Raw genomic sequence first — 21,744 nt, 5'->3', positions numbered from 1 at the left:
GGTCAGGCCCAGAAATCCAGACAAGCGCGACGTCGCGGTCGATGGATCGCTGTCGGACCGGCCTGCTTGGATGGGTTGATGCTGCACGGTCTGTGGTCGCCGGGCTCCGGGTTGCTGCTCTGGCACGATTCGCCCCTCGTCGCGCTGCCCGACCCGTTGGGCAGCGCATTGCGCGCGTCGAAATTCCGGCACCGGGCCGAGGTGCTGGTCGACGGCGCGGCGACCGCGCAGGTCCGGGCGCACGCGATGGCGCCGATCGCGGCGGCGGACGCGCTGCGGCAACGACTGCCGAGCGAGGCGGTGTCCGGCGATCTGCGGTTTCTCGCGCACGTCGCGCGTGGCATCGAGCGCTGGGTGCGGGCCGGTCGGATCGTGCCCGAGTTGCGCAGGGCCGATGGCCAATGGTGGGTGCGCTGGCGGTTGGTCGGGGGCGAGCGGCAGCGGGCCTGGCTTGCCGAGCTGGCCGTGGCCATGCCCGCGGCGCTGCGGGTCGCCGGTCGGCCGAACGCGGTGCTCGACGACCTGGTCACCGAGCTCACCGATCCGATCGCGCGGACGCTGATCGACGCGTCGACGGCCTCGCACCCGCTGGTCGACGCGCTGGTGCGCGATATCGCCTTGGACGGCGGCAGCTATCGGGTCGCCGAGGTGCTCGAGCAGTGGCGGGCGACCCTGACCGGCGACGAGCCGGAATTGGTGCTGCGCCTGCTCGAACCGGACGGCGAGCTCGGCACCGCCGACGAATCGGTCGCGCTGTGGCGGCTCGAGGTGTGTCTGCGGCTCGACGGTGAAGCGCCGAATCCGGTACTGCTGCATACGGATCCGAATCTGCTGCGGATCGCGGTGGACAAGCTCGGCGCGGCACAGCGCGCCTATCCTCGGCTGCGCGACCTGCCCACCGATCCGCGGTCGATGGATCTGCTGCTGCCCACCGAGGTCGTCGTCGACCTGGTCGAGCACGGTGCGCACGCGCTGCAGGCCGCAGGCGTCAAACTACTGCTGCCGCGGGCCTGGAATGTCAGTGCGCCGACCATGCGACTGCGGGTGGACAGCGCGGTGCCCGCCGCGGAAAGCACCGTCGGCATGCCGGGACTCGTCTCGTACCGATGGGAACTCGCGCTCGGCGACACCGTGCTCACCAAGGCGGAGATGGCTCGGCTGATCACCAGCAAGTCCGACCTGGTCAAGCTGCGCGGCGACTGGGTGCAGGCCGATCACAAGATGCTGGCCGCCGCCGCGCGCTACGTTGCCGCGCACACCGATACGTCCGAGATCACCTTCGCCGACCTGATCGGCGAACTCGCGGGCGGCCGCGTCGAACAGGTGCCGATCACCGAGGTCACCGCCACCGGATGGGCCGCGGACATCCTGGACCGAACCCGCGAGCTCCCGCCGATCGCCCCGCCGATCGGCCTGAAAGCACAGCTGCGGCCCTACCAGGAACGTGGCCTCGCCTGGCTGGCGACCATGAGCCGCATGGGTTTCGGCGGAATCCTGGCCGACGACATGGGCCTCGGCAAGACCCTGCAGGTGCTGGCGCTGCTGGTGCACGAGCGCGAGTCGGTCAGCGGCGCGCTGCTGCCCTCCACCGCCCAGGTGCCCGGCAAGGAGTCGGCTGGCGGTGCGGTGCCGCAGTCGACGTCGCCGGGATCTGTGGGGGAGTTGGCTGGTGGTGCAGCGCCGCATCCCACTTTGCTGGTGTGCCCGATGTCGGTGGTCGGCAACTGGCAGCGCGAGACCGAGCGTTTTGCGCCCGATCTGCGGGTGCTGGTGCACCACGGCGCGGGCCGGCGGTTGGGGGCCGAGCTGGATGCGGCAGTGGCGGACGCTGATCTCGTGATCACGACGTATGCCTTGCTTGCACGGGATCTCGACGAGCTGAAACGGCAGTCGTGGGATCGGATGGTGCTGGACGAGGCGCAGCACATCAAGAACGCGGGGACCAGGCAGGCGCGCGCGGCCCGGTCGTTGCCTGCGCGACATCGGCTGGCGCTCACCGGAACTCCGGTGGAGAACCGGCTGGAGGAGCTGCGGTCGATCATGGATTTCGCGATGCCGAAGATGCTGGGCAGCGCGCAGACGTTCCGCGCCCGCTTCGCGGTGCCGATCGAGCGGGAGCGCGACGAGAACGCGATCAGCAGGCTGCGGATGATCACCCAGCCGTTCGTGCTGCGCCGGGTGAAGACCGACCCCGCGGTGATCACCGATCTGCCGGAGAAACTGGAAATGACGGTGCGCGCGAACCTGACCGTCGAGCAGGCCGCGCTGTACCAGGCGGTGGTCGACGACATGCTGGAGAAGATCAAGGACGCGAAAGGCATGGCGCGCAAGGGCGCCGTGCTCAGCGCGCTGACCAGGCTCAAGCAGGTGTGCAACCATCCGGCACATTTCCTCGGCGACGGCTCTGCGGTGCTGCATCGTGGCAATCATCGATCCGGCAAGCTCGCGCTGGTCGAGGACGTGCTGGATGCGGTGCTCGCCGACGGCGAGAAGGCGCTGCTGTTCACCCAGTTCCGTGAGTTCGGCGAGCTCGTCGCGCCGTATCTGGTCGAGCGGTTCGGCACCGAGATCCCGTTCTTGCACGGCGGGGTGCCCAAGCAGCGGCGCGACACCATGGTCACCCGCTTCCAGGAACCGGACGGGCCACCGCTGATGTTGTTGTCGCTGAAGGCCGGTGGCACCGGGTTGACCCTCACTGCGGCCAATCATGTGGTGCACCTGGATCGTTGGTGGAATCCGGCGGTGGAGAACCAGGCCACCGACCGCGCGTACCGGATCGGTCAGCAGCGCAATGTCCAGGTGCGCAAGTTGGTCTGCGTCGACACCATCGAAGAGCGCATCGACGAAATGATCAACGGCAAAAGGCAACTCGCCGACCTGGCGATCGGGGCAGGGGAGAACTGGATCACCGAGCTGAGCACCGACGAACTGCAGCACCTGTTCGCCCTCGGCGCGGAGGCGGTCGGCGAATGAGTCCCTACATCGACTACAGCGAATTCGGCAAGCGGCGGCCGGTGCGCGGCGGGGTCGAGGCCCGCAGTCGCCGTGGCGGTTTCGGACGCACCTGGTGGGGCAAGGCGCTGATCGACGCCGTGGAGCGGATGGCAGAGCCAGGCCGCATGTCGCGCGGGCGCACCTATGCCAGGGCCGGGCAGGTGGTGAGCTACCGGATCGAGCCCGGCGCGGTCACCGCGGAGGTGCAGGGCAGCCAACCGAGCCCGTTCACCGCGATCTTCACCGTCCGCCCGCTGCGGGAGGAGGAGATCGAGCTGCTCATCGAGGCGATCAGGGACGCGCCGGGCATGCTCGCCGAGATCGCTTCCGGCGCATTGCCGACCGACCTCGGTCCGCTGCTGCTGCCGACCACCGCCGCCGACCTGGATTTCAGCTGCAGCTGCCCGGATCCGGGTTGGCCGTGCAAGCATGTGGCGGCGGTCTGCTACCTGCTTGCCGAACGTCTCGATGAACGCCCCCGGGAAATCCTCACGCTGCGCGGCCTCGACCTGGACACCCTCATCGGCGGCATCGAACGCGACCTGCGCGCCACCGACGTCGCCGATCCCTACGGCGACGACGCCCAACTGCCGGACCTGCCGAAGCTCGAATTCCGCCCTGCCCTCGATGATCTGGACCAGATGCTGCTGCGGAAGGCGCTGCGGATGACGGCCGACGAGGAGTCCGTCGCCGCGGCAGGCCTGCGTGAACTCACCGCGCTGTACGGAAGTTTCGACGGCTGAGTGCTGTTCCGGGCGCGGTTGCGGCGGCTGTGCGCTGATTCCGCGCCGGGGTCACCCGGTGGCCTGCCGAGGTTGGTAAGCATCCGGCGTCGGGGCTTGCGGTTGCCACCGGACTCTTCGGGGCGGGATCAGGTCCGGTTGCACAGGGACCGGGACATCCCGACACCGGATGCTCACCCAGTGTGCGCGCGCCGACCCCGCCCCGGAACTGCCCGAGAGTTGCCCGGCCACTGCCCTTGCACCGAACTTCGGACCACGCCGGGGCGCGCGGTTTTGCGAACCAGAACCTGAACTCTGTTTAGGCTGACGGATGTGGCGGGCAAGGGCTTATGGCTGGCATCCGGCCTGGCGATCCTCGGTGCGACGGGCCCGGCCGGGCTCACTCTCGACCGGCTGGTCGCCGCGACCGGGCTGACCACCGGCTCCTTCTATCACCACTTCGCGGGGATCTCCGGATACAAAGCGGACTTGCTCGAGCACTTCGAGGAGGTGCACACCATGCGTTACCTCCGCGAGGTGACCGCCGCCGAAGGCCTCGATGCCCGCGGCCGACTCGAACTGCTGCTCGATCTCGTGCTCCAGGACGACGAGCCTGCCAGGCTGGAGACGGCGATCCGGTCCTGGGCGATCGACGACCCGGCCGCCGCCGAGGTCAAGCAGCGGATCGACGCCGTCCGGCTCGGCTTCCTGCGAAAGTTGTTGCGGGAGAGCGGGTACGGCGAGACCGACGCGATCCAGACGGCGCGGATTCTCTATCTGCTCGTGCTCGGTGCGAGCAACATGCTGCCCGTTGTCCCGCCGGAGGAGCTGCGCATCCTCGCCGAGCGGGTGCTGTCATGAACCGATCTGCCGAGCGAGCGAGTCGTCGTGACCGCACCGCGTGATGATCTCGGCACGGTGGTGCCGATCGCCGCACCGCCGCGGCGCGTGGTCTCGCTGGTTCCTTCGCTCACCGAGGCGGTGGCCGCCACCTGCCCGGACGTGCTGCTCGCCGCGACGCAATGGTGCACGCATCCGCGCGATTTGGCGGTCGAGCGGGTGCGCGGCACCAAGAACCCGGACACCCGCCGCATCATCGAGCTCGCTCCCGACCTGGTGCTGTGCAACATGGAGGAGAACCGGCGCATCGACGTCGACCGGCTGCGCGCCGCGGGAATTCCGGTGTGGGTGACCAGGATCGAAACGGTCGACGAGGCGCTCGCCGCACTGGCTCGACTGTGCACCGACGCGCTCGGAACTGCCGTCCCCGACTGGCTGACCGAGGCCGAAAAGGCCTGGGCGGCACCGCCATCCACACCACCGCGCAACGCGGTCATCCCGATCTGGCGCCATCCGTGGATGGTGGTCGGCCGCAACACCTTCACCGGCGACCTCGCCGCCCGCCTCGGCCTGCACCTCGTGCACGCCGATCGCCCCGATCGCTACCCGCGTCTCACCGACGACGAGCTGACCACCGGCATCGATCTCGCCGTGCTCCCCGACGAGCCTTACGTTTTCACCAGGGCCGATGGCCCCGACGCGTTCCCAGGCATCCCGGTCGCCTTGGTCGAGGGCCGCAGCCTGACCTGGTACGGGCCTTCCCTGGCCACCGCGCGCGCCACCCTCACCCGCCAACTGGCCGAGGCGTTTTACCCCTGATTCAGCCGAGCTCGTAGTCGAACCAGATGTGGTGTCCGCCGTCGGCATCCACGCTGAGACCGCCGGTTCCGGTGATCCCGGTCAGGTCTCCGGTGCCGCTGCCCGGGACGATGAGAAAGAACTCGTTCGAGCGATCGGTGCCCCCCGTGGTGGCCGAATGCGCGAAGTTGAAGGTGCCTTCGCTGCCGTTCAGCGCCCCCTCGAACGACTCCATCGCGACGTAGGTCCCCACACCGGTCGACAGGTCGAATGCCGAGGTGAACAGGGTCGCCGAACGCCCGGTGACCTCGCCGTCGAAGTGCTTTTCGATGGTGGCCAGGCCGACCGGGAGCGCGGTGGTGACGGGCGGGTCCTGCGTCACCTCGGTCGGGACGAACGAGGTGACGGAGAAGGTGCCGATTGCTTTCATGCGCCAGAGCGTAGCGGCGCCCACCGACACCAGCGGCCCGGTTACGCCGAGTTGGCGAACCGGTAGTCGGACAGGTCGAAATGCCCACTACGCCAGGCTGCCTCGACCGTGGTCGATGGCCGCAGCGGGACGTCACCGTGCTTGTCGAAGTAGTAGCTGTTGGACAACGCACAGCTGTCCTGCCAGAACACCTGGCCGCCGCGCCGGGCGAGCACCTCCTGGAAGTACCGCTCGTTCGCCTCGCGGGTCACCTCGACGACCGTCGTTTTGCCAGCGCGCGCATGGCGCAGGCAGCGCAGGATGTGCTTGGTCTGGTTCTCGATCAGAGTGAAGTAGGACGCGCCGTTGTAGCCGTACGGTCCGACGATGGCGAAGAAGTTCGGGAAGCCGGGCACGCTCACACCTTGGTAAGACTGCAGCCGGTTCTCGTCCCACCATTTCTCCAGATCGAGGCCGCCGAGGCCGCGCAGCTGGAAGGTCGGCATGTTGCCGGATTCCATCACCTTGAAGCCGGTCGCCAGGATCAGGACGTCGACCGGGTACTCCGTGCCGGTGGCGGTGCGCACGCCGGTCGGCGTGACGGCCTCGATCGGGTCGGTCTCCAGCACCACGTTGTCGCGGTTGTAGGTGGCCAGGTAGTCGTTCGAGAAGCCGGGCCGCTTGCAGCCCAATGCGTAACGGGGCGTGAGCTTTTCGCGGACGACCGGATCATGCACTTGGCCGCGCAGGTGGGCGAGGCCGAGCCGCTCGCCGAGCATCGCCGCCATCGGCAATTGCCGGTGATAGTGCGCCGAGATGGGAAAGGTGACCTCGACGTAGGTCTGGCTGATCAACCGGGTCACCGACTTCACGCCCGGCACCCGCAGCGCCCACTGCAATGCTTTGGGCAGCGGGACATCCCAGCGCGGCAGGCACCAGATCGGGGTGCGCTGGAAGACGACGAGCTGCTCGACCTGCGGCGCGGTCTCCGGAATCACCTGCACCGCAGAGGCTCCGGTGCCGATGATCGCGACCCGCTTGCCGCGCAGGTCCTGCGTGTGATCCCAGCGCGAGGTGTGCATGGCGCGCCCGGCGAACTCGTCGACGCCGGGGATCTCGGGCAGTTTGGGGCGGGTGAGCACGCCGGTGGCGCCGATGACGAATCGTGCCGTCAGCTCGTCGCCGTCCTGGGTGCGCAGCAGCCAGCGGCGGCCGTCCGCATCGAACTCGGCGTCGACGATGGTGGTGCTGAACCGAATCCGCGGCCGCAGCCCGTATTTGTCCACGCACGATTCGGCGTAGGCCTTCAATTCGCTACCCCGCGCGTAGGTACGGGACCAGCCTGCGCGTTGCTCGAAGGAGTACTGATAACTGAACGACGGAATGTCAACGGCGATACCGGGATAGGTATTCCAATGCCATGTCCCGCCGACTCCGTCGGCGTCGTCGACGAGGATGAAATCGTCGAATCCGGCCTCCTGCAATTTGATCGCGGCACCGATTCCGGAGAACCCCGCCCCGATGATGACCACCTCGTGATCAATCCCGTTACCGTTCATGCGCCACCTCCTGTGTTTCCCACCCCACGGGCGATGTGCGCGCGCCACTGCCCGTGCTGTCCGGGCCGCGTCCTCGACGAGGGCGATTCTCATCGGCCCTGCCCTCCACGGTACGGATACCGGGCGGTACATAGCGAGCATTAGATGGTGCGAGATCAGGCGTTTTCGTCGTCGATGCGATACACGCGCCGGGCGTTGTCCCGGAAGATCCGTGCCAGCTCCGCAGGCCCGCCGCCGTGTCCGGTGACCGCGGCGGCAACGGCTTCGATGCTGTTGGCAATGCTCGTAATCGGTCGGTCCACCGGATAATTCGAGCCCCACAGCAGCCGGTCGGGGCCGAACACGTCCATCGCGTGCTCGAGCATCGGGCCGATGCGGTCGAGCAGCACCGGCACCGGAGTCGGCGCGCCGCGCGGCGGCACCGGGTGGCCGAGAATCGGCATCGTCAGACCGCTGACCTTCGCGACCACCGAGGGGTGCGTGGCCACTGCCGCGAGGTCGTCACGCCAGCGCACGAACAACTCGCGGCGCAGACTCGGGTTCGTGCCGGTGTGCTTGCCGACCGCGCCGAAAATCCCTGCGGGCGTGCCGAGGTGGTTGAGCACGATGGGCACCTGCGGGTAGCGCTTCGCGAGCTCGGCGACCGCGGGCAGCTGGTGCGAGTACACCCACGCCTCGAAGCTCAGCTCGTGCGCGGCGAGCTGCGCGAACCCGTCCAGGAATGCGGTGCTGCCGAGGTGGTTTTCGGCCTTGGCGAAGGAACGGACGCCGGGATCGGGATGGTGCGCGACCATGGTGCGGATCCCGCGCACCAGCGGCGAGGCCGAGCGATGGGCATCGAGCAGGTCGGCGAAACCGGCGGCCGCCGGATCGCCGCCGCCGATGATCGCGGCAAGTGCTGGTGTGTCGACGCCGAACGGCAGGCTGGCTACCCACCTGGTCTCGCCCGCTTTGTCGTTCGGGCTTTTGCCTGCCCAGCCGACCTCGATGTGCACGATCCCGTCGACCGGCAGGTCGCCCGCGTCGGACCGATAGTCGGCAGGCAGATACGGCGACAGGAAGACTCCCGGATCGCCGCTGAATTCCCGGTCGCGCCGTGGCGCGAGCCAGGTCGCGGCGCCGACCGGAACGGGCAGCAACCGGAACAGCTTGGCCGTCCCGCTGAAAATCCGTGGCGTGGCGAAGGGATCCCACTGGTGGATGTGCGCATCGATGATCGGGGTGCCCGCGAGATCCATGGCTTCGCCCACCTACGTCGAGGGATCAGATCCGGCGATTGTCACACGGTGGGTCAGACGTTGCGGCGATATTGACCCCCGACAGTGAAGAAGGTGTCGGTGACCTGCTGCAGGGTGCAGACACGTGCGGCATCCATCAGCACCTCGAAGATGTTGTCGTCGGTGCGCGAGACCGCTTCGAGCCTGGCGAGGGCGGCGTGCGCCTCGTCGCGGTGCCGGTGCTGGAATTCGCGGACCCGCCGCAGCTGGGACTGCTTCTCTTCCTCGGTGCCACGGGCCAATTCGATCTCGTGGTGCGGCTCGCCATGTGGATTGCGGAACGTGTTGACGCCGATGATCGGCAGCGAGCCGTCGTGCTTGCGGTGCTCGTAGCGCATCGACTCGTCCTGGATCTTGCCGCGCTGATATCCGGTCTCCATCGCGCCGAGGACACCGCCGCGTTCGCTGATCCGGTCGAACTCGGCCAGCACCGCCTCCTCGACCAGATCGGTGAGTTCGTCGATGAGAAAGCTGCCTTGCAGCGGATTCTCGTTCATCGCCACGCCCCACTCGCGGTTGATGATGAGCTGGATGGCGAGTGCGCGGCGCACCGATTCCTCGGTAGGTGTGGTCACCGCCTCGTCGTAGGCATTGGTGTGCAGGCTGTTGCAGTTGTCGTAGATCGCGATGAGCGCCTGCAGGGTGGTGCGAATGTCGTTGAAGCTCATCTCCTGTGCGTGCAGCGAGCGGCCCGAAGTCTGGATGTGGTACTTCAGCTTCTGCGAACGGTCGTTGGCGCCGTAGCGATCTCGCATGGCGACCGCCCAGATGCGCCGGGCGACCCGGCCGATCACCGAGTACTCGGGATCCATGCCGTTGGAGAAGAAGAACGACAGGTTCGGGGCGAAGTCGTCGATCCGCATGCCGCGCGCGAGATACGCCTCCACATAGGTGAATCCGTTGGCCAGGGTGAAGGCGAGCTGACTGATCGGGTTCGCACCCGCCTCCGCGATGTGATAGCCGGAGATCGAGACCGAGTAGAAGTTGCGAACGCCGTTGCGCACGAACCATTCCTGAATATCGGCCATCATGCGCAGGCTGAACTCGGTGGAGAAGATGCAGGTGTTCTGGCCCTGATCCTCCTTGAGGATGTCGGCTTGCACGGTGCCGCGGACGTTGGCCAAGGTCTTTGCCTTGATGTCCGCAGTCTCGTCTTCGGTCGGCGCGCGACCTTCCGACTCCGAGAAGCGGTGCAGCGCTTGATCGATCGCGGTGTTGAGGAAGTACGCCAGGATGGTCGGGGCCGGGCCGTTGATGGTCATCGACACCGAGGTCGTCGGCGCGGTGAGGTCGAAGCCGTCGTAGAGCGCCCGCATATCGTCCACCGACGCGATCGAGACGCCGGACGTGCCGACCTTGCCGTAGATATCGGGGCGTTCGGCCGGATCGTGGCCGTAGAGCGTCACCGAATCGAACGCGGTGGACAGCCGTTTCGCGTCCGCGTATTCACTGAGCACCTTGAACCGGCGGTTGGTGCGGAACGGGTCGCCCTCGCCCGCGAACATCCGAGCCGGGTCCTCGTTGTCCCGTTTGAATGGGAACACACCCGCAGTGAAGGGAAAGCGGCCAGGCAGATTTTCCGAGCGCAGGAAGCGAAGCAGCTCACCATGATCGGTGAAGCGGGGCAGCGCCACCCGGGAAATCGAATTGCCGGACAGCGTTTCCCGCCGCAGCGGGGTCCGGATCTCGCGATCGCGCACCCGCACCACCTGCTCCGCGCCGCGATAGGACTCGGCGAGCGCGGGCCACTCGGCGAGCAGTGCGGCACTGTCGGTGGTCAGGTCGCCGCGCGCGGCCGCCGCCAGCTCGGCGACGGCGCCGTCGTCCGGCAGTTCGGCCGCGACCTGGTCGAGGCGCTGAACCCGTTGTGCGGCAACGACCTGAGCGGCCGTGCCCGCGTGATAGTCGCGCACGGTTTCGGCGATCTCGGAGAGATAGCGCACCCGGGCGGGCGGGATGATCTGCGCGAATCGCGTGGACGCGCGGGTATCGACCTTCGGCAGCGCGCCATGTTCCAGCCGCAGGCCGTTGTCCGCGAGCAGCCCGGCCAGGTGCTGGTACAGCGCGGTGACGCCGTCATCGTTGAAAGTGGCTGCGCTGGTGCCGAATACCGGCATGTCCTCGGGCGCCGCGCCGAAGGCCTCGCGATTGCGGATCAGCTGGCGCGACACATCCCGCAGCGCGTCGGCGGCGCCGCGGCGCTCGAACTTGTTGATCGCCACCACGTCCGCGTAATCCAGCATGTCGATCTTCTCCAGCTGGGAGGCCGCGCCGAACTCGGGCGTCATCACATACATGGCGACGTCGACGTGCTCGGTGACCGCCGCGTCGCCCTGTCCGATGCCCGGCGTCTCCAAGATCACCAGGTCGTAACCGGCGGCCTTGCATGCGGTCACGATCAGCTCGATATTGTTCGGCAGCTCGCGTCCGCCGCGGGTGGCCAGCGAACGGAAGAAGATGTGGTCGCCGTCGAGGGCGTTCATCCGGATGCGATCACCGAGCAGCGCGCCACCGCCGCGCCGCCGAGTCGGATCGACCGCGAGGATCGCGACCCGCAGCTTGTCCTGCTGGTCGGACCGCAACCTGCGCACCAATTCATCGGTGAGCGAAGACTTTCCGGAGCCGCCGGTGCCGGTGATGCCGAGCACCGGAACGGTGCGCGCGGCAGCTGCCTGCGCCAGCGCCTGCCGATCGTCCTCGGACATGGCGTCCTGCTGCAGACAGGTGATCGCGCGGGCCAGCGCAGCGCGTTCGCCGGCGAGCACCGCATCCAGCGCCGGTGGCTCGGCGGCCAGGTTCACATCGCAGGCGCGAATCAGCTGATTGATCATGCCCGGCAAGCCGAGTCGCTGGCCGTCCTCGGGCGAGAAGATGGTCACCCCGGCGGCGGCGAGCCGCGCGATCTCCTCGGCGACGATGACGCCGCCGCCACCGCCGAATATCCGAACAGGGTCGGCCCCAGCCTTTTTCAGCGCGTCGGCGAGATATTCGAAATATTCGACATGCCCGCCCTGATAGGAACTCACCGCGACGCCTTGCGCGTCCTCGGTGAGCACCGCGTCGACCACCTCGCTGACCGCGCGATTGTGGCCGAGATGGATCACCTCGGCGCCCTGCGCCTGCAGGATGCGCCGCATGATGTTGATCGCCGCATCGTGTCCGTCGAATAGGGCGGCGGAGGTGACGAAGCGAATGGGATGGGTCGGCGTGTGCAGTGCGCTGCTCTCGGCCACGGTATTCCTCCGGCGATTCCTCGACGCCAGATAGTAGGACGTCAAACTAATCGTACGGTGATACCCGTCACAGCGCCAGGTCGAAACGCCCGGTCAATTCCGAAAAATTTGCGGTGCGAGTTCTGCTCGAGGTGACTGCAAATAGCGACAGTGGGTCCCGGCTCGAGTTCCGATGGGACGCGATGCCCTGCTTTCCGCTCGTAGGCGCGAAATCCACTGCCGAATTCACCTAAGGACGAATCAATGGGACGGAATTCTTATCGGCTCACCGCCGCGGTCGCCGCCCTCGGCCTTTCGATGCTCGCCGCCCCGTTCGCGCACGCGGAACCCGCGCCGCTGAACGGGCTGTTCGCCCTCGCGCCCGGCGTCTGCTCCGGCGGTTCGGTGACCGGCAGCTTCTTCCGGATGATTCTGCCGACGGGCGATGCGGGTGGCCCTTACCTGGCCAACAGTGATTCGCAGTGCAGCGACCAGACGGTTACTCCGCTGTCCGCAGGCAGCGACGGCGGTCTGGTCAGTGGCGGCTATCAGCCGCAGCCTGCCGCGGCGTTCGACGGCGCGGGCAACGCCCAGTCGGGTCGGGTCACGACCCCGGTGCGCTTCTACGGCGTCGACTTCGCCACCGCGACCAACCCCACCGACCCGCAGACCGGCAGCGGCACCGGCGTGCCGCAGCTGTTCTCCGACGGCGGGCAGGTCTCCGGCGACCTCAGCAGCCTCGGGGTCACCTGGAACAACCAGGTGTTCAACCAGGGCTCGCCGAAGCCGGGTGGTGGACTGCCGGGCAAGACCAGCCCGCTGCACGGAACCATCGACGGCGCAGGCAATTTCGTGATCGAGTGGACGAGTCAGATCGTCGGCGGACCGTTCAACAACTTCACCGGACTGTGGCACCTGGCGGGTCAGTACCGCGGCAGCGTCCCGCAGGCGGCTCCGGCCGCCGCCCCGATCGCCGCCCCGCCCGCGGCTCCTGCGGCCGCCCCGGCCGCTCCGGCGCCCGGTGCCCCCGCTGCTCCTGCGGTACCGGCCGCGGCTCCCGCCCCGGTCGATGCTGCGGTGCCGGTGGCGCAGAACCAGTCGCAATCCGCGCACACCGATCCGGTGCTGGCGACCAAGACCATCGAGGTCCCGCGGGAAGACCGCACCCCGGCCTGGGTGCTGCCGACCCTGTTCGTGGTCGCGATCGCGGCGGCCGGTGTGTTCTTCAACGCGGACCGGATCGTCCGTCGGCAACGACAGTGACCGCCGTGTCGGGGCTGCCCGCCTATTCGGAGTTCGTCTCGAATCCCGAACCAGCGCCCCCGAAGCCGGCAACCCGCTGGCCGTTCGTCCTGCTCACGGCGCTCGGCGTGCTGCTGGTGCTGGCGCCGATCGTCACCGGCATGTTTCCGCGAGCGGTCAAGGGGGAGGCGATGATCGACGCGTTCGGGCCGTACATGACGCGCTCGAGCCTCGACGGCTACCGCGACGATCTACAGGTGCTCGATGACGCCAGGACGAATGTCCTCACGGTGCAGCGCAACGGCCAGCAGCCGGGCACCTTCGACCGCGTCGACCAGTTCGTTCGTGATTACCCGGAGATCCGCTATCGCATGTCCGGGATGATCGGCGCGATCGACGACAACCGTGGCAACTACGAAAAGCTCGCCGCCGTACCACCTTTCGGCACCTTGCCGTGGTTGTTCGCGCTACCGGGGTTGGTGCTCGCCACGGCGGGTGTGCTCGGATTCCGGCAGGCGCAGGCGGGTAAGCAAGCCATCGTCTGGCGCTCGCTTGCGGGGCTGGCCGCCGTCGGGCTGATCGCCGTTCCGCTGTTCGGTGGATTGTTCCAGGCTTCGTCCGCGGCGCAGCCGATGCTCGATGATCTGCGTCCGATCGTCACCCACGACGAGGTCCGCACCTTGCAGGGCTATTTCGTCACGATTGTCGCCGCCGACGGTGAGCTGAACAGCCGCTACACCGGTGCGGTCCGCGCCGCGCACCCGGAGGCCGACCTCACCGGCATCACCACGCTCGAAGCGCGTTGGCAGCAGATGACTTCCCGGTTCGCCGAGCTCATCGGTGCGATCAACGACAACGTTCGAAACTTCGACGCCGTTGTCGCACTGAATGAATCGACGCGACCGCTCGGCTTCGGCGCGTTCCGTGGCCTCGGCTTCTGCTATCTGCTGCCCGGCATTCTCGCGCTCGCCGCGACGGTGGACGGGCTTCGAGTGCCGAGTCGAGTACTCGCGTTCAGCCGGGCGACTTCGCTTCGCGGAGCACGGAAATGAGCACGACGTCAACGGTCCGATCTTGGGCGAACACAACAGGGAGGCGATCCGGCATGAGGGCAGGACAGTCGATCGCGGTGGCTTTGCTCGCCGCGCTGGCGTTGACGGTGTCCGGATGTTCCAGCGACAGCGGCGATACCTCCGCGTCGAGCGGGCCCGTCCCACTGGTCGGATTGCTGCGGTTCACCCCTGGCGCGGTCGCGGGTGACAGCGTCGCCGGTACCTGGTTCCGGATGGTGCAGCCGGGCGGCACGCCGGAGAAGGGCCCCTACATGCCCAATGGCGACTCGCCCGCACAGAACGGGTCGACCACCCTGCTCGAGCCGGGCACCGCGGGCGGGCTGCGGATCGGCGGTTACCAGAGCGAACCGAATCCTGGTTTTGCCCAGGGCAATTCGCTGGCGGCGTCGATCACCAAGCCGACCAAGTTCTTCGCCGTCGAGTTCGGCATCTCTACCAACCCGGTGGATCCGCAAACTCAGCGCCGGGTGCCACCGCCCTCGGTGATCGCCGACGGCGGCACGCTGACCGCGAACCTGTCGTCCTGGGCGGCCTCCTGGAACGACCAGGAGTTCAACCAGGGCGCGCCGAAGCCGCCGGAGAAGCAGGACGCGCAGGTGGCCGGCGCCGAACAGGTCCAGAAGGTCTGGGACTGGGTCGCCAAGCAATGGTTCGACAAGCCGAGTTCCGATGCGGCCCAAGGCCCCTCGGCCACCGGCAGCTACGACGCCAAGTCCCGCAAGTTCACTCTGCAATGGACCAGCCTCATCGTCGGCGGTCCGTTCAACGGCTTCACCGGTGTGTGGCATCTGGAGGGCGTCTTCGAGCCCGATGCCGCCGCACCGAACACGCCAGCACCCAATTCCCCTGCCGCCCCGGCCAAATAGCCATATCCGAAGGAGTACGGTCCGATGAGTTCTCGCACGACGACCCGGCCCGCGCTGGCAGGCGCCATCCGCGCGGTAGCCGCGCTGACGGTCATCGGCAGCGCCGTCGCGGTCACCGCGCTGACGGTCCGCGAAGACAACGAGGTGACCACCGTGGTGGTCACCCAGGAGCAGGCGGCCGCCGCCGCGAAGCCGGCGGTCCCCGCGGCTCCGGCGCCGGTCGAGCCGCCGAAGGCCGCACCCGCGCCCGCCGGTCCGGCGCCCGCTGCCGCGGTTCCGCTCGGCGGCGCCCGCGGTGTCCCTGCCGCCGTAGCGATCACCCCCGGCGCAGGCGCCAAGCCTGCGCCGTCGAACCCCGGTGCGCCGAATAGTTCTGTGCCACTGGGTGGTCCGAGTGCCTCGGTGCCACTGGGCGCGGGCACGCCGAACGGTTCGGTTCCCCTCGGCGGGGGCGAAAGCACCAACCCGTTCGCCGCGGCCCCGTCCGCCGCCCAGCCCCCGTGCTCGCTCGGCTGGCCCGCGCCGAAGCAGCAGGGCGGTCTCGCTTCGCTGATCGGCCTGGCCCCGCTGGCCGGTCCGTTCTCCTCGGAGGCGTTCGCGCTCGGCAATGTGTACCAGCCCATCCTGCAGCTGGCAGGTCCGGTGCTCGCCGAGATCGCGCCGGTGATCGCGCAGTACCAGCCGGTGCTCGACCCGTTCATCAGCCAGGTTCAGGGCGTGGAAGCGGTTGTGCTGCAGGCGATCCTGCCGTACTACGGCCCCTACCGCGGCCAGCTCATCGCCGCGGAGGGCGAGCTCGCCAAGGTGCTCGCGCCCATCCTCGCCCGCGCCTACAACAGCGACATCGCCTCCTGCTTCGTCGCATGGCAGGGCCAGATCATCGACCAGGCCAAGGGCGGGCGTATCACCGTCGCGTCCCTCGCGCACCCCGGCACCGTCGTGGAGCTTGGCCCCGAATCCTGATCGCGACACATCGTCGGGCGAAGGTGCCGCAGGAACGGTGATCGTCCGGACATACTGGGTCGATGGCGACGAACCATCGGGCGGGTGCCGTCTGGAAGCTGGTCGACGACGGCGTGCTGACCGAGACGCAGTTCGAGGCCGTCATGGTCGCGCTGGCGTCGCAGGAGCAGCGGCCGCGCGGCAAGGTCGTCGCCGAGATCGCGGCGTATATCGGCGCTGGCTTGGTGTTCAGCGGGATCGCGCTGGTGGTCGGTTCGTCGTGGGAGGACCTCGCGCTCGGTGGCCGGGTCGCGGTGCTGGCCGCCGTCTCGATCGGGCTGGTGCTGGCCGGGATCGCGGTGGTCGGCGGGCCGACCCGGTTGTTCGTGCGCGGCACGCACGGGCCTCGCGTCCGGCTGGGGTCGGCACTGCTCGCCTTGGCCGCAGGGGCGGTGGCCGGGACCGTTGGCACCGCGCTGGACAACGGCTCCGACGATGCCGGGTCGTGGGCGGTGCTCGCGGGCCTGGTGGCGGCCGTGCTCGGCTATGCCGCCGTGCCTTCGGTGATCGGCATGCTCGCCTGCGGCCTGTTCAGCGGCTCGGCGATCCCGTGGGCGCTCGGCGATCTGATGAATGCCGACGATGTCTGGGTCGGCATCGGCATGCTCGTGGTCGGCGGAATCTGGTTCGCGCTCACCAGGATCGACGTCTTCGTGGAGAGCTGGCTCGGCTATGCGATCGGGGTGAGCATTGCGCTGGTCGGCGCGCTGATGGTGCAGGCCGACGACCGGCCGTGGGCGTTTCTGCTCAGCGTGCTGGTTGCCGCGGTCTGCTTCGCGCTGTTCGCGCAGCGACGCTCGATGGTGCTCGTCCTCGGCGGCGGGCTTGCCGTCGCGATCGCGGTGGGTTCTGCGGTGACCGAATGGACCGACGATCCCTTCGTCGCCGCCTGCGTCGTCCTCGTGATCGGTGCCATCGTGCTCGGGGCCGGGGCCTATGTCCTCACCCGTTCCTCGAAGGATTCCGCCTAGCTTCTCGGGCAAACCGCCTGGTAGGCGTCGGATACATCACTGACGAAAGCGTGGGATGAATCACAGTCGGCAAATACATGGACGTCCAACTATAGGATGACCGGCATACCGCGTCGCGCGGTCTCATGGTCGGCTACGAGAAGGACTGGCATGGTTCGCGAACTCACTCATTTCATCGGCGGGCAGCACGTCGCGGGCACCTCGGGCAATTTCGGTGACGTCTTCGACCCGAATCTCGGCCAGGTGCAGGCGCGGGTGCCGCTGGCCAGCAAAGCCGAGGTCGAGGCCGTCATCGCGAACGCCGAAGCGGCGCAGCAGGTGTGGGCCGCGTTCAACCCGCAGCGGCGGGCGCGGGTGCTGATGAAGTTCCTGACGCTGGTGCAGGACGAGATGGATTCCCTTGCGGCGCTGCTCTCCTCGGAGCACGGCAAGACCATCGCGGACGCAAAGGGCGACATTCAGCGCGGCCTCGAGGTGATCGAGTTCGCCACCGGCATCCCGCACCTGCTCAAGGGCGAATACACCGAGAGCGCGGGCACCGGCATCGACGTCTACTCGATGCGCCAGCCGCTCGGCGTCGTCGCGGGCATCACCCCGTTCAACTTCCCCGCCATGATCCCGCTGTGGAAGGCCGGTCCGGCCCTGGCGACCGGAAACGCGTTCGTGCTCAAGCCTTCCGAGCGCGACCCCTCGGTGCCGCTGCGCCTGGCCGAGCTGTTCCTCGAGGCAGGCCTGCCGCCCGGCGTGTTCAACGTGGTCAACGGCGACAAGGAAGCCGTCGACGCGCTGCTGCACGATCCGCGGATCAAGGCCGTCGGCTTCGTCGGCTCCACCCCGATCGCCCAGTACATCTACGAGACCGCGACCGCGAACGGCAAGCGCGCCCAGTGCTTCGGCGGCGCCAAGAACCACGCCATCGTGATGCCGGATGCCGACCTCGACGATGTCGCCGACCAATTGATCGGCGCCGGTTACGGTTCCGCGGGCGAGCGGTGCATGGCCATCTCGGTGGCGGTCCCGGTCGGCGAGGAGACCGCAGATCGCCTGCTGGCCAAGCTCACCGAGCGGGTGCACAAGCTGAACATCGGCCGCTCCGACGATCCCGGCGCCGACTTCGGCCCGCTGGTCGGCCAGGACGGCGTGGACCGGGTGAACAAGTACGTCCAGATCGGCATCGATGAGGGGGCCGAGCTGGTGGTCGACGGGCGCGGCGTGACCGTGGCAGGCGCCGAGGACGGATACTTCGTCGGCGCAACGCTGTTCGACAAGGTCACCCCGGACATGCGGATCTACCAGGAGGAGATCTTCGGTCCGGTGCTGAGCGTGGTCCGCGCCAAGGACTACGAGGAGGGCCTGCGCCTGGCCAACGAGCACGAATACGGCAACGGCGTCGCGATTTTCACCCGCGACGGCGACACCGCCCGTGACTTCGCCGCCCGCGTGCAGGTCGGCATGGTCGGCATCAACGTGCCGATCCCGGTCCCGATCGCGTACTACACCTTCGGCGGCTGGAAGCGTTCCGGCTTCGGCGATTTGAACCAGCACGGCCCGGACTCGATCCGCTTCTACACCAAGACCAAGACGGTGACGCAGCGCTGGCCCTCCGGTCTCAAAGAGAGCAACGCCTTCGTCATCCCGACGATGGACTGAGGCGATGTTCATCCTCGACGACGACGAGAAGGCGATCCGCGACACCGCGCGCGGCTTCGCCGACGAGTTCCTCGCGCCGAACGCCCTGGAATGGGATGAGCAGAAGCACTTTCCGGTCGACGTGCTGCGCAAGGCGGGCCCGCTCGGCCTCGGCGGCATCTATGTCCAGGAGGACGTCGGCGGGTCGGGCCTGCGCAGGCTCGACGCGGTGCGCATCTTCGAGCAGCTCGCCACCGGCTGCCCGGCCGTCGCCGCCTACATCTCCATCCACAACATGGCGACCTGGATGATCGACAGCTACGGCGACGAGACCCAGCGGCAACGCTGGTTGCCGCGGCTCACGTCGATGGAGCTGCTCGCCAGCTACGCGCTGACCGAGCCCGGCGTCGGCTCGGACGCGGCGGCCTTGAGCACCAAGGCGGTTCGCGACGGCGACGACTACATCTTCAACGGGGCCAAGCAATTCATCTCCGGCGCGGGCGCCACCGATGTGTATGTGGTGATGGCGCGCACCGGCGACACGGGTGCGCGCGGCATCTCGGCGTTCATCGTGCCCGCCGACACCCCGGGAATCTCCTTCGGCGCCAACGAAAGAAAGATGGGCTGGAACGCCCAGCCGACCAGGCAGGTGCTCTTCGACGATGCCAGGGTGCCCGCGGCGAACCTGCTCGGCGCGGAGGGCGACGGTTTCCGCATCGCGATGAACGGCCTCAACGGCGGGCGGCTGAACATCGCCGCCTGCTCGGTCGGCGGCGCGCAGGCGGCGCTGGACAAGACCGTCCCGTATCTGGCCGAGCGGCATGCGTTCGGCAAACCGCTGCTGAAGAACGACGCGTTGCGCTTCCAATTGGCCGATATGCGTACCGAATTGGAGGCGGCCCGCACCCTGCTGTGGCGGGCGGCGGGCGCGCTCGACGCCGACGCTCCGGACAAGGTCGAGTTGTGCGCCATGGCAAAGCGCTTCGCCACCGATGCGGGCTTCGAGGTGGCGAACAAGGCGCTGCAGCTGCACGGCGGTTACGGCTATCTGGCCGAATACGGGCTGGAGAAGATCGTTCGAGATCTGCGGGTGCACCAGATCCTCGAGGGCACCAACGAAATCATGCGGGTGGTCGTCGCCCGCGCTGTCGGAGGAGCGGCATGACGGAACCGGAAGTTCTCATCGAGAAACAGGACGGGCTCGGGCTCATCACCCTGAACCGGCCCAAGGCCATCAACGCGTTGAATCACGAGATGGCGCTTGCCATTACCGACGCGCTGCGCGCCTGGGCCGATGATGATGCGGTCCGCACCGTCGCCGTCACCGGCGCGGGGGAGCGTGGCCTGTGCGCGGGCGGCGATATCGTCGCGATCCACCGGGACGCCGCCGGCGGTGCGGCGGGCCCGGATTCGCCGACCGGCCGGTTCTGGCGCGACGAGTACGTGCTCAACGCGCTGATCGGGCGCTATCCGAAGCCGTACGTCGTGGTGATGGACGGCATCGTGATGGGCGGTGGGGTCGGCCTTTCCGGCCACGGCAGCCACCGGATCGTCACCGAGCGTTCCAAGGTCGGCATGCCCGAGGTCGGCATCGGCTTCATCCCCGATGTGGGCGGCACCTATCTGCTCGCCAAGACACCGGGCGAGCTCGGCACCCACGTCGCGCTGACCACCGCGCGGATGGACGCGGGTGACGCGATCGCGGCCGGGTTCGCCGACTATTACGTGGCCGCCGAACACCTTCCCGCGCTGCTGGATACGTTGCGCACCGAGGCGGCCGACATCGCGATCGCCAAGTTCGCCACCGACGCACCGGAATCCGGCCTGCTCGCGCAGCGGGCGTGGATCGACAGCTGCTACCGCGCCGACACGGTGGACGAGATCGTCGCGAACCTGCAGGCGAGCGCGGTACCGGAGGCCGCCAAGGCTGCCGCCGATATTCTCGCGAAATCGCCTGTCGCGCTGAAGGTCACGCTCCGCTCGTTGCGCTCGGCACGCACCGCGTCGGATCTCGAATCGGTGCTGAACGAGGAATACCGGGTCTCCATCGCGTCGCTGTCCTCGCACGATCTGGTCGAGGGCATCCGTGCGCAGGTGATCGACAAGGACCGCAACCCGCAGTGGTCGCCGGCGCGCCTCGCCGACGTCACCGCCGCGCAGGTCGACGCATATTTCGCCGAATTGGGCGATCAGGAACTGGGTTTGGTGAGCAATGACTGAAAAGATCGGATTCCTCGGACTCGGCCACATGGGGGCGCCGATGGCGGCGAACCTCGTCAAGGCCGGATATGAAGTGCTGGCCTACGATCCGGTGCCCGCCGCGCAGGAGCAGGCCATCAGCGCAGGCGCCACCGTCGTGAGCACGGCTGTCGAGGCAGCGGACGCGGGCACCGTGATCACCATGCTGCCCAACGGGAAACTCGTCCTCGACGTATACGCCGAGCTGCTCCCCGCCGCCAAGCCGGGCACCTTGTTCATCGACTGCTCCACCATCGACGTCGCCGACGCCAAGTCCGCCGCCGTGCTCGCCATCGGCGCGGGACACCGCGCACTGGACGCCCCGGTCTCCGGCGGTGTCGCCGGTGCCGCGGCGGGCACACTCACCTTCATGGTCGGCGGCGGCGCCGAGGATTTCGCCGACGCGCTGTCGGTGCTCGAGGTGATGGGTGGCAAGGTCGTGCACTGCGGCGGCGCCGGGGTCGGTCAGGCCGCCAAGATCTGCAACAACATGCTGCTCGGCATCTCCATGATCGGCCTGTCCGAGGCGCTGGTGCTCGGCGAGAAGCTCGGCCTGACCCACCAGTCGTTCTTCGACGTCGTCTCCACGGCCTCGGGCCAGAGCTGGGCGTTGACCAGCTACTGTCCGGTTCCAGGGCCGGTGCCGGCCAGCCCGGCCAACAACGACTACCAGCCGGGCTTCGCCACCGCCCTGATGAACAAGGACCTGGGTCTTGCGGCGAATGCGTTGCGCGAGAACAGCGTCGACGGCCAGCTCGGCCTGCTTGCCGCCGAGATCTACCAACGGTTCAACCAAACCGGTGCGGGAAAGGACTTCTCGGCCATCGTCACCGAAATACGTGGCCGGAGTGCGGATCCCGCGCCTGGTGCGTGAGCTGCCGCGATTGCCTGAAACCGATGCCGCCTGACCTC

17 protein-coding genes are annotated in these 21,744 nt (G+C 68.1%); 13 read left to right on the top strand and 4 right to left on the bottom strand.

All coding sequences use genetic code 11. The features are described 5' to 3' along the window. Positions 1–78 precede the first annotated feature (78 nt). From ACGFNJ_RS20445 to ACGFNJ_RS20430, 4 genes are all read left to right on the top strand, one after another. A complete protein-coding gene (locus tag ACGFNJ_RS20445; protein WP_393450212.1) occupies positions 79–2,973 on the top strand; it encodes a DEAD/DEAH box helicase in 2,895 nt (964 codons plus the stop codon). Next, the gene (locus tag ACGFNJ_RS20440) at positions 2,970–3,737 is read left to right on the top strand and encodes an SWIM zinc finger family protein (RefSeq protein ID WP_393450209.1); all 768 of its coding nucleotides are present in this window, start codon (positions 2,970–2,972) and stop codon (positions 3,735–3,737) included. Before ACGFNJ_RS20445 ends, ACGFNJ_RS20440 begins: the two co-directional genes overlap by 4 nt. A 312-nt stretch (positions 3,738–4,049) precedes the next feature. After that, positions 4,050–4,577, top strand: a complete 528-nt coding sequence (locus tag ACGFNJ_RS20435) for a TetR/AcrR family transcriptional regulator (RefSeq protein WP_393450206.1) — start codon at positions 4,050–4,052, stop codon at positions 4,575–4,577. 27 nt (positions 4,578–4,604) lie between these two features. After that, complete coding sequence (locus ACGFNJ_RS20430; protein ID WP_393450203.1) at positions 4,605–5,375, top strand: helical backbone metal receptor; 771 nt, start codon at positions 4,605–4,607, stop codon at positions 5,373–5,375. 1 nt (position 5,376) lies between these two features. Here the strand turns inward: ACGFNJ_RS20430 and ACGFNJ_RS20425 are convergent, their stop codons facing one another. The 4 genes from ACGFNJ_RS20425 to icmF form a co-directional block, all read right to left on the bottom strand. Continuing rightward, positions 5,377–5,784 (bottom strand): DUF3224 domain-containing protein, encoded by a 408-nt coding sequence (locus tag ACGFNJ_RS20425; protein ID WP_393450200.1) that lies wholly within the window; start codon positions 5,782–5,784, stop codon positions 5,377–5,379. 41 nt (positions 5,785–5,825) lie between these two features. After that, on the bottom strand, positions 5,826–7,322 hold the full coding sequence (locus ACGFNJ_RS20420) for a flavin-containing monooxygenase (protein WP_393450197.1): 1,497 nt from the start codon (positions 7,320–7,322) through the stop codon (positions 5,826–5,828). Positions 7,323–7,477: 155 nt separating this feature from the next. After that, entirely contained in the window at positions 7,478–8,560 is a 1,083-nt protein-coding gene (locus ACGFNJ_RS20415) for an amidohydrolase family protein (protein WP_393450194.1), read from the bottom strand. Between the two features lie 53 nt (positions 8,561–8,613). After that, on the bottom strand, positions 8,614–11,832 hold the full coding sequence (gene icmF / locus ACGFNJ_RS20410) for a fused isobutyryl-CoA mutase/GTPase IcmF (protein WP_393450191.1): 3,219 nt from the start codon (positions 11,830–11,832) through the stop codon (positions 8,614–8,616). 243 nt (positions 11,833–12,075) lie between these two features. Here icmF and ACGFNJ_RS20405 point away from each other — a divergent pair, with 243 nt between their 5' ends. From ACGFNJ_RS20405 to mmsB, 9 genes are all read left to right on the top strand, one after another. After that, entirely contained in the window at positions 12,076–13,074 is a 999-nt protein-coding gene (locus ACGFNJ_RS20405) for a hypothetical protein (protein ID WP_393450188.1), read from the top strand. Then, a complete protein-coding gene (locus ACGFNJ_RS20400) occupies positions 13,071–14,105 on the top strand; it encodes a hypothetical protein (RefSeq protein ID WP_393450185.1) in 1,035 nt (344 codons plus the stop codon). The genes ACGFNJ_RS20405 and ACGFNJ_RS20400 overlap by 4 nt, the downstream gene beginning before the upstream one ends. Before the next feature lie 53 nt (positions 14,106–14,158). After that, positions 14,159–14,992 (top strand): hypothetical protein, encoded by an 834-nt coding sequence (locus ACGFNJ_RS20395; RefSeq protein ID WP_393450182.1) that lies wholly within the window; start codon positions 14,159–14,161, stop codon positions 14,990–14,992. A gap of 24 nt (positions 14,993–15,016) precedes the next feature. Beyond that, a complete protein-coding gene (locus tag ACGFNJ_RS20390; RefSeq protein WP_393450179.1) occupies positions 15,017–15,955 on the top strand; it encodes a hypothetical protein in 939 nt (312 codons plus the stop codon). A 62-nt stretch (positions 15,956–16,017) separates the two neighbouring features. Further along, entirely contained in the window at positions 16,018–16,965 is a 948-nt protein-coding gene (locus ACGFNJ_RS20385) for a hypothetical protein (RefSeq protein ID WP_393450176.1), read from the top strand. A 150-nt stretch (positions 16,966–17,115) separates the two neighbouring features. Next, positions 17,116–18,615, top strand: coding sequence for a CoA-acylating methylmalonate-semialdehyde dehydrogenase (locus tag ACGFNJ_RS20380; RefSeq protein ID WP_069167749.1), 1,500 nt, complete (start codon positions 17,116–17,118; stop codon positions 18,613–18,615). A gap of 4 nt (positions 18,616–18,619) precedes the next feature. Further along, positions 18,620–19,759: an acyl-CoA dehydrogenase family protein gene (locus ACGFNJ_RS20375; RefSeq protein WP_393450172.1), complete on the top strand. Its 1,140-nt coding sequence runs from the start codon at positions 18,620–18,622 to the stop codon at positions 19,757–19,759. Then, positions 19,756–20,814, top strand: a complete 1,059-nt coding sequence (locus tag ACGFNJ_RS20370; RefSeq protein ID WP_393450169.1) for an enoyl-CoA hydratase/isomerase family protein — start codon at positions 19,756–19,758, stop codon at positions 20,812–20,814. Before ACGFNJ_RS20375 ends, ACGFNJ_RS20370 begins: the two co-directional genes overlap by 4 nt. Then, the gene (gene mmsB / locus ACGFNJ_RS20365) at positions 20,807–21,706 is read left to right on the top strand and encodes a 3-hydroxyisobutyrate dehydrogenase (protein WP_393450166.1); all 900 of its coding nucleotides are present in this window, start codon (positions 20,807–20,809) and stop codon (positions 21,704–21,706) included. The genes ACGFNJ_RS20370 and mmsB overlap by 8 nt, the downstream gene beginning before the upstream one ends. The last annotated feature ends 38 nt before the right edge of the window (positions 21,707–21,744 follow it).

It is taken from the genome of Nocardia sp. NPDC049149, assembly GCF_043197455.1.
Classification (GTDB): domain Bacteria; phylum Actinomycetota; class Actinomycetes; order Mycobacteriales; family Mycobacteriaceae; genus Nocardia.
Note: the sequence above shows the minus strand (reverse complement) of the source record. Positions and strands in the feature narration are given on the sequence as shown.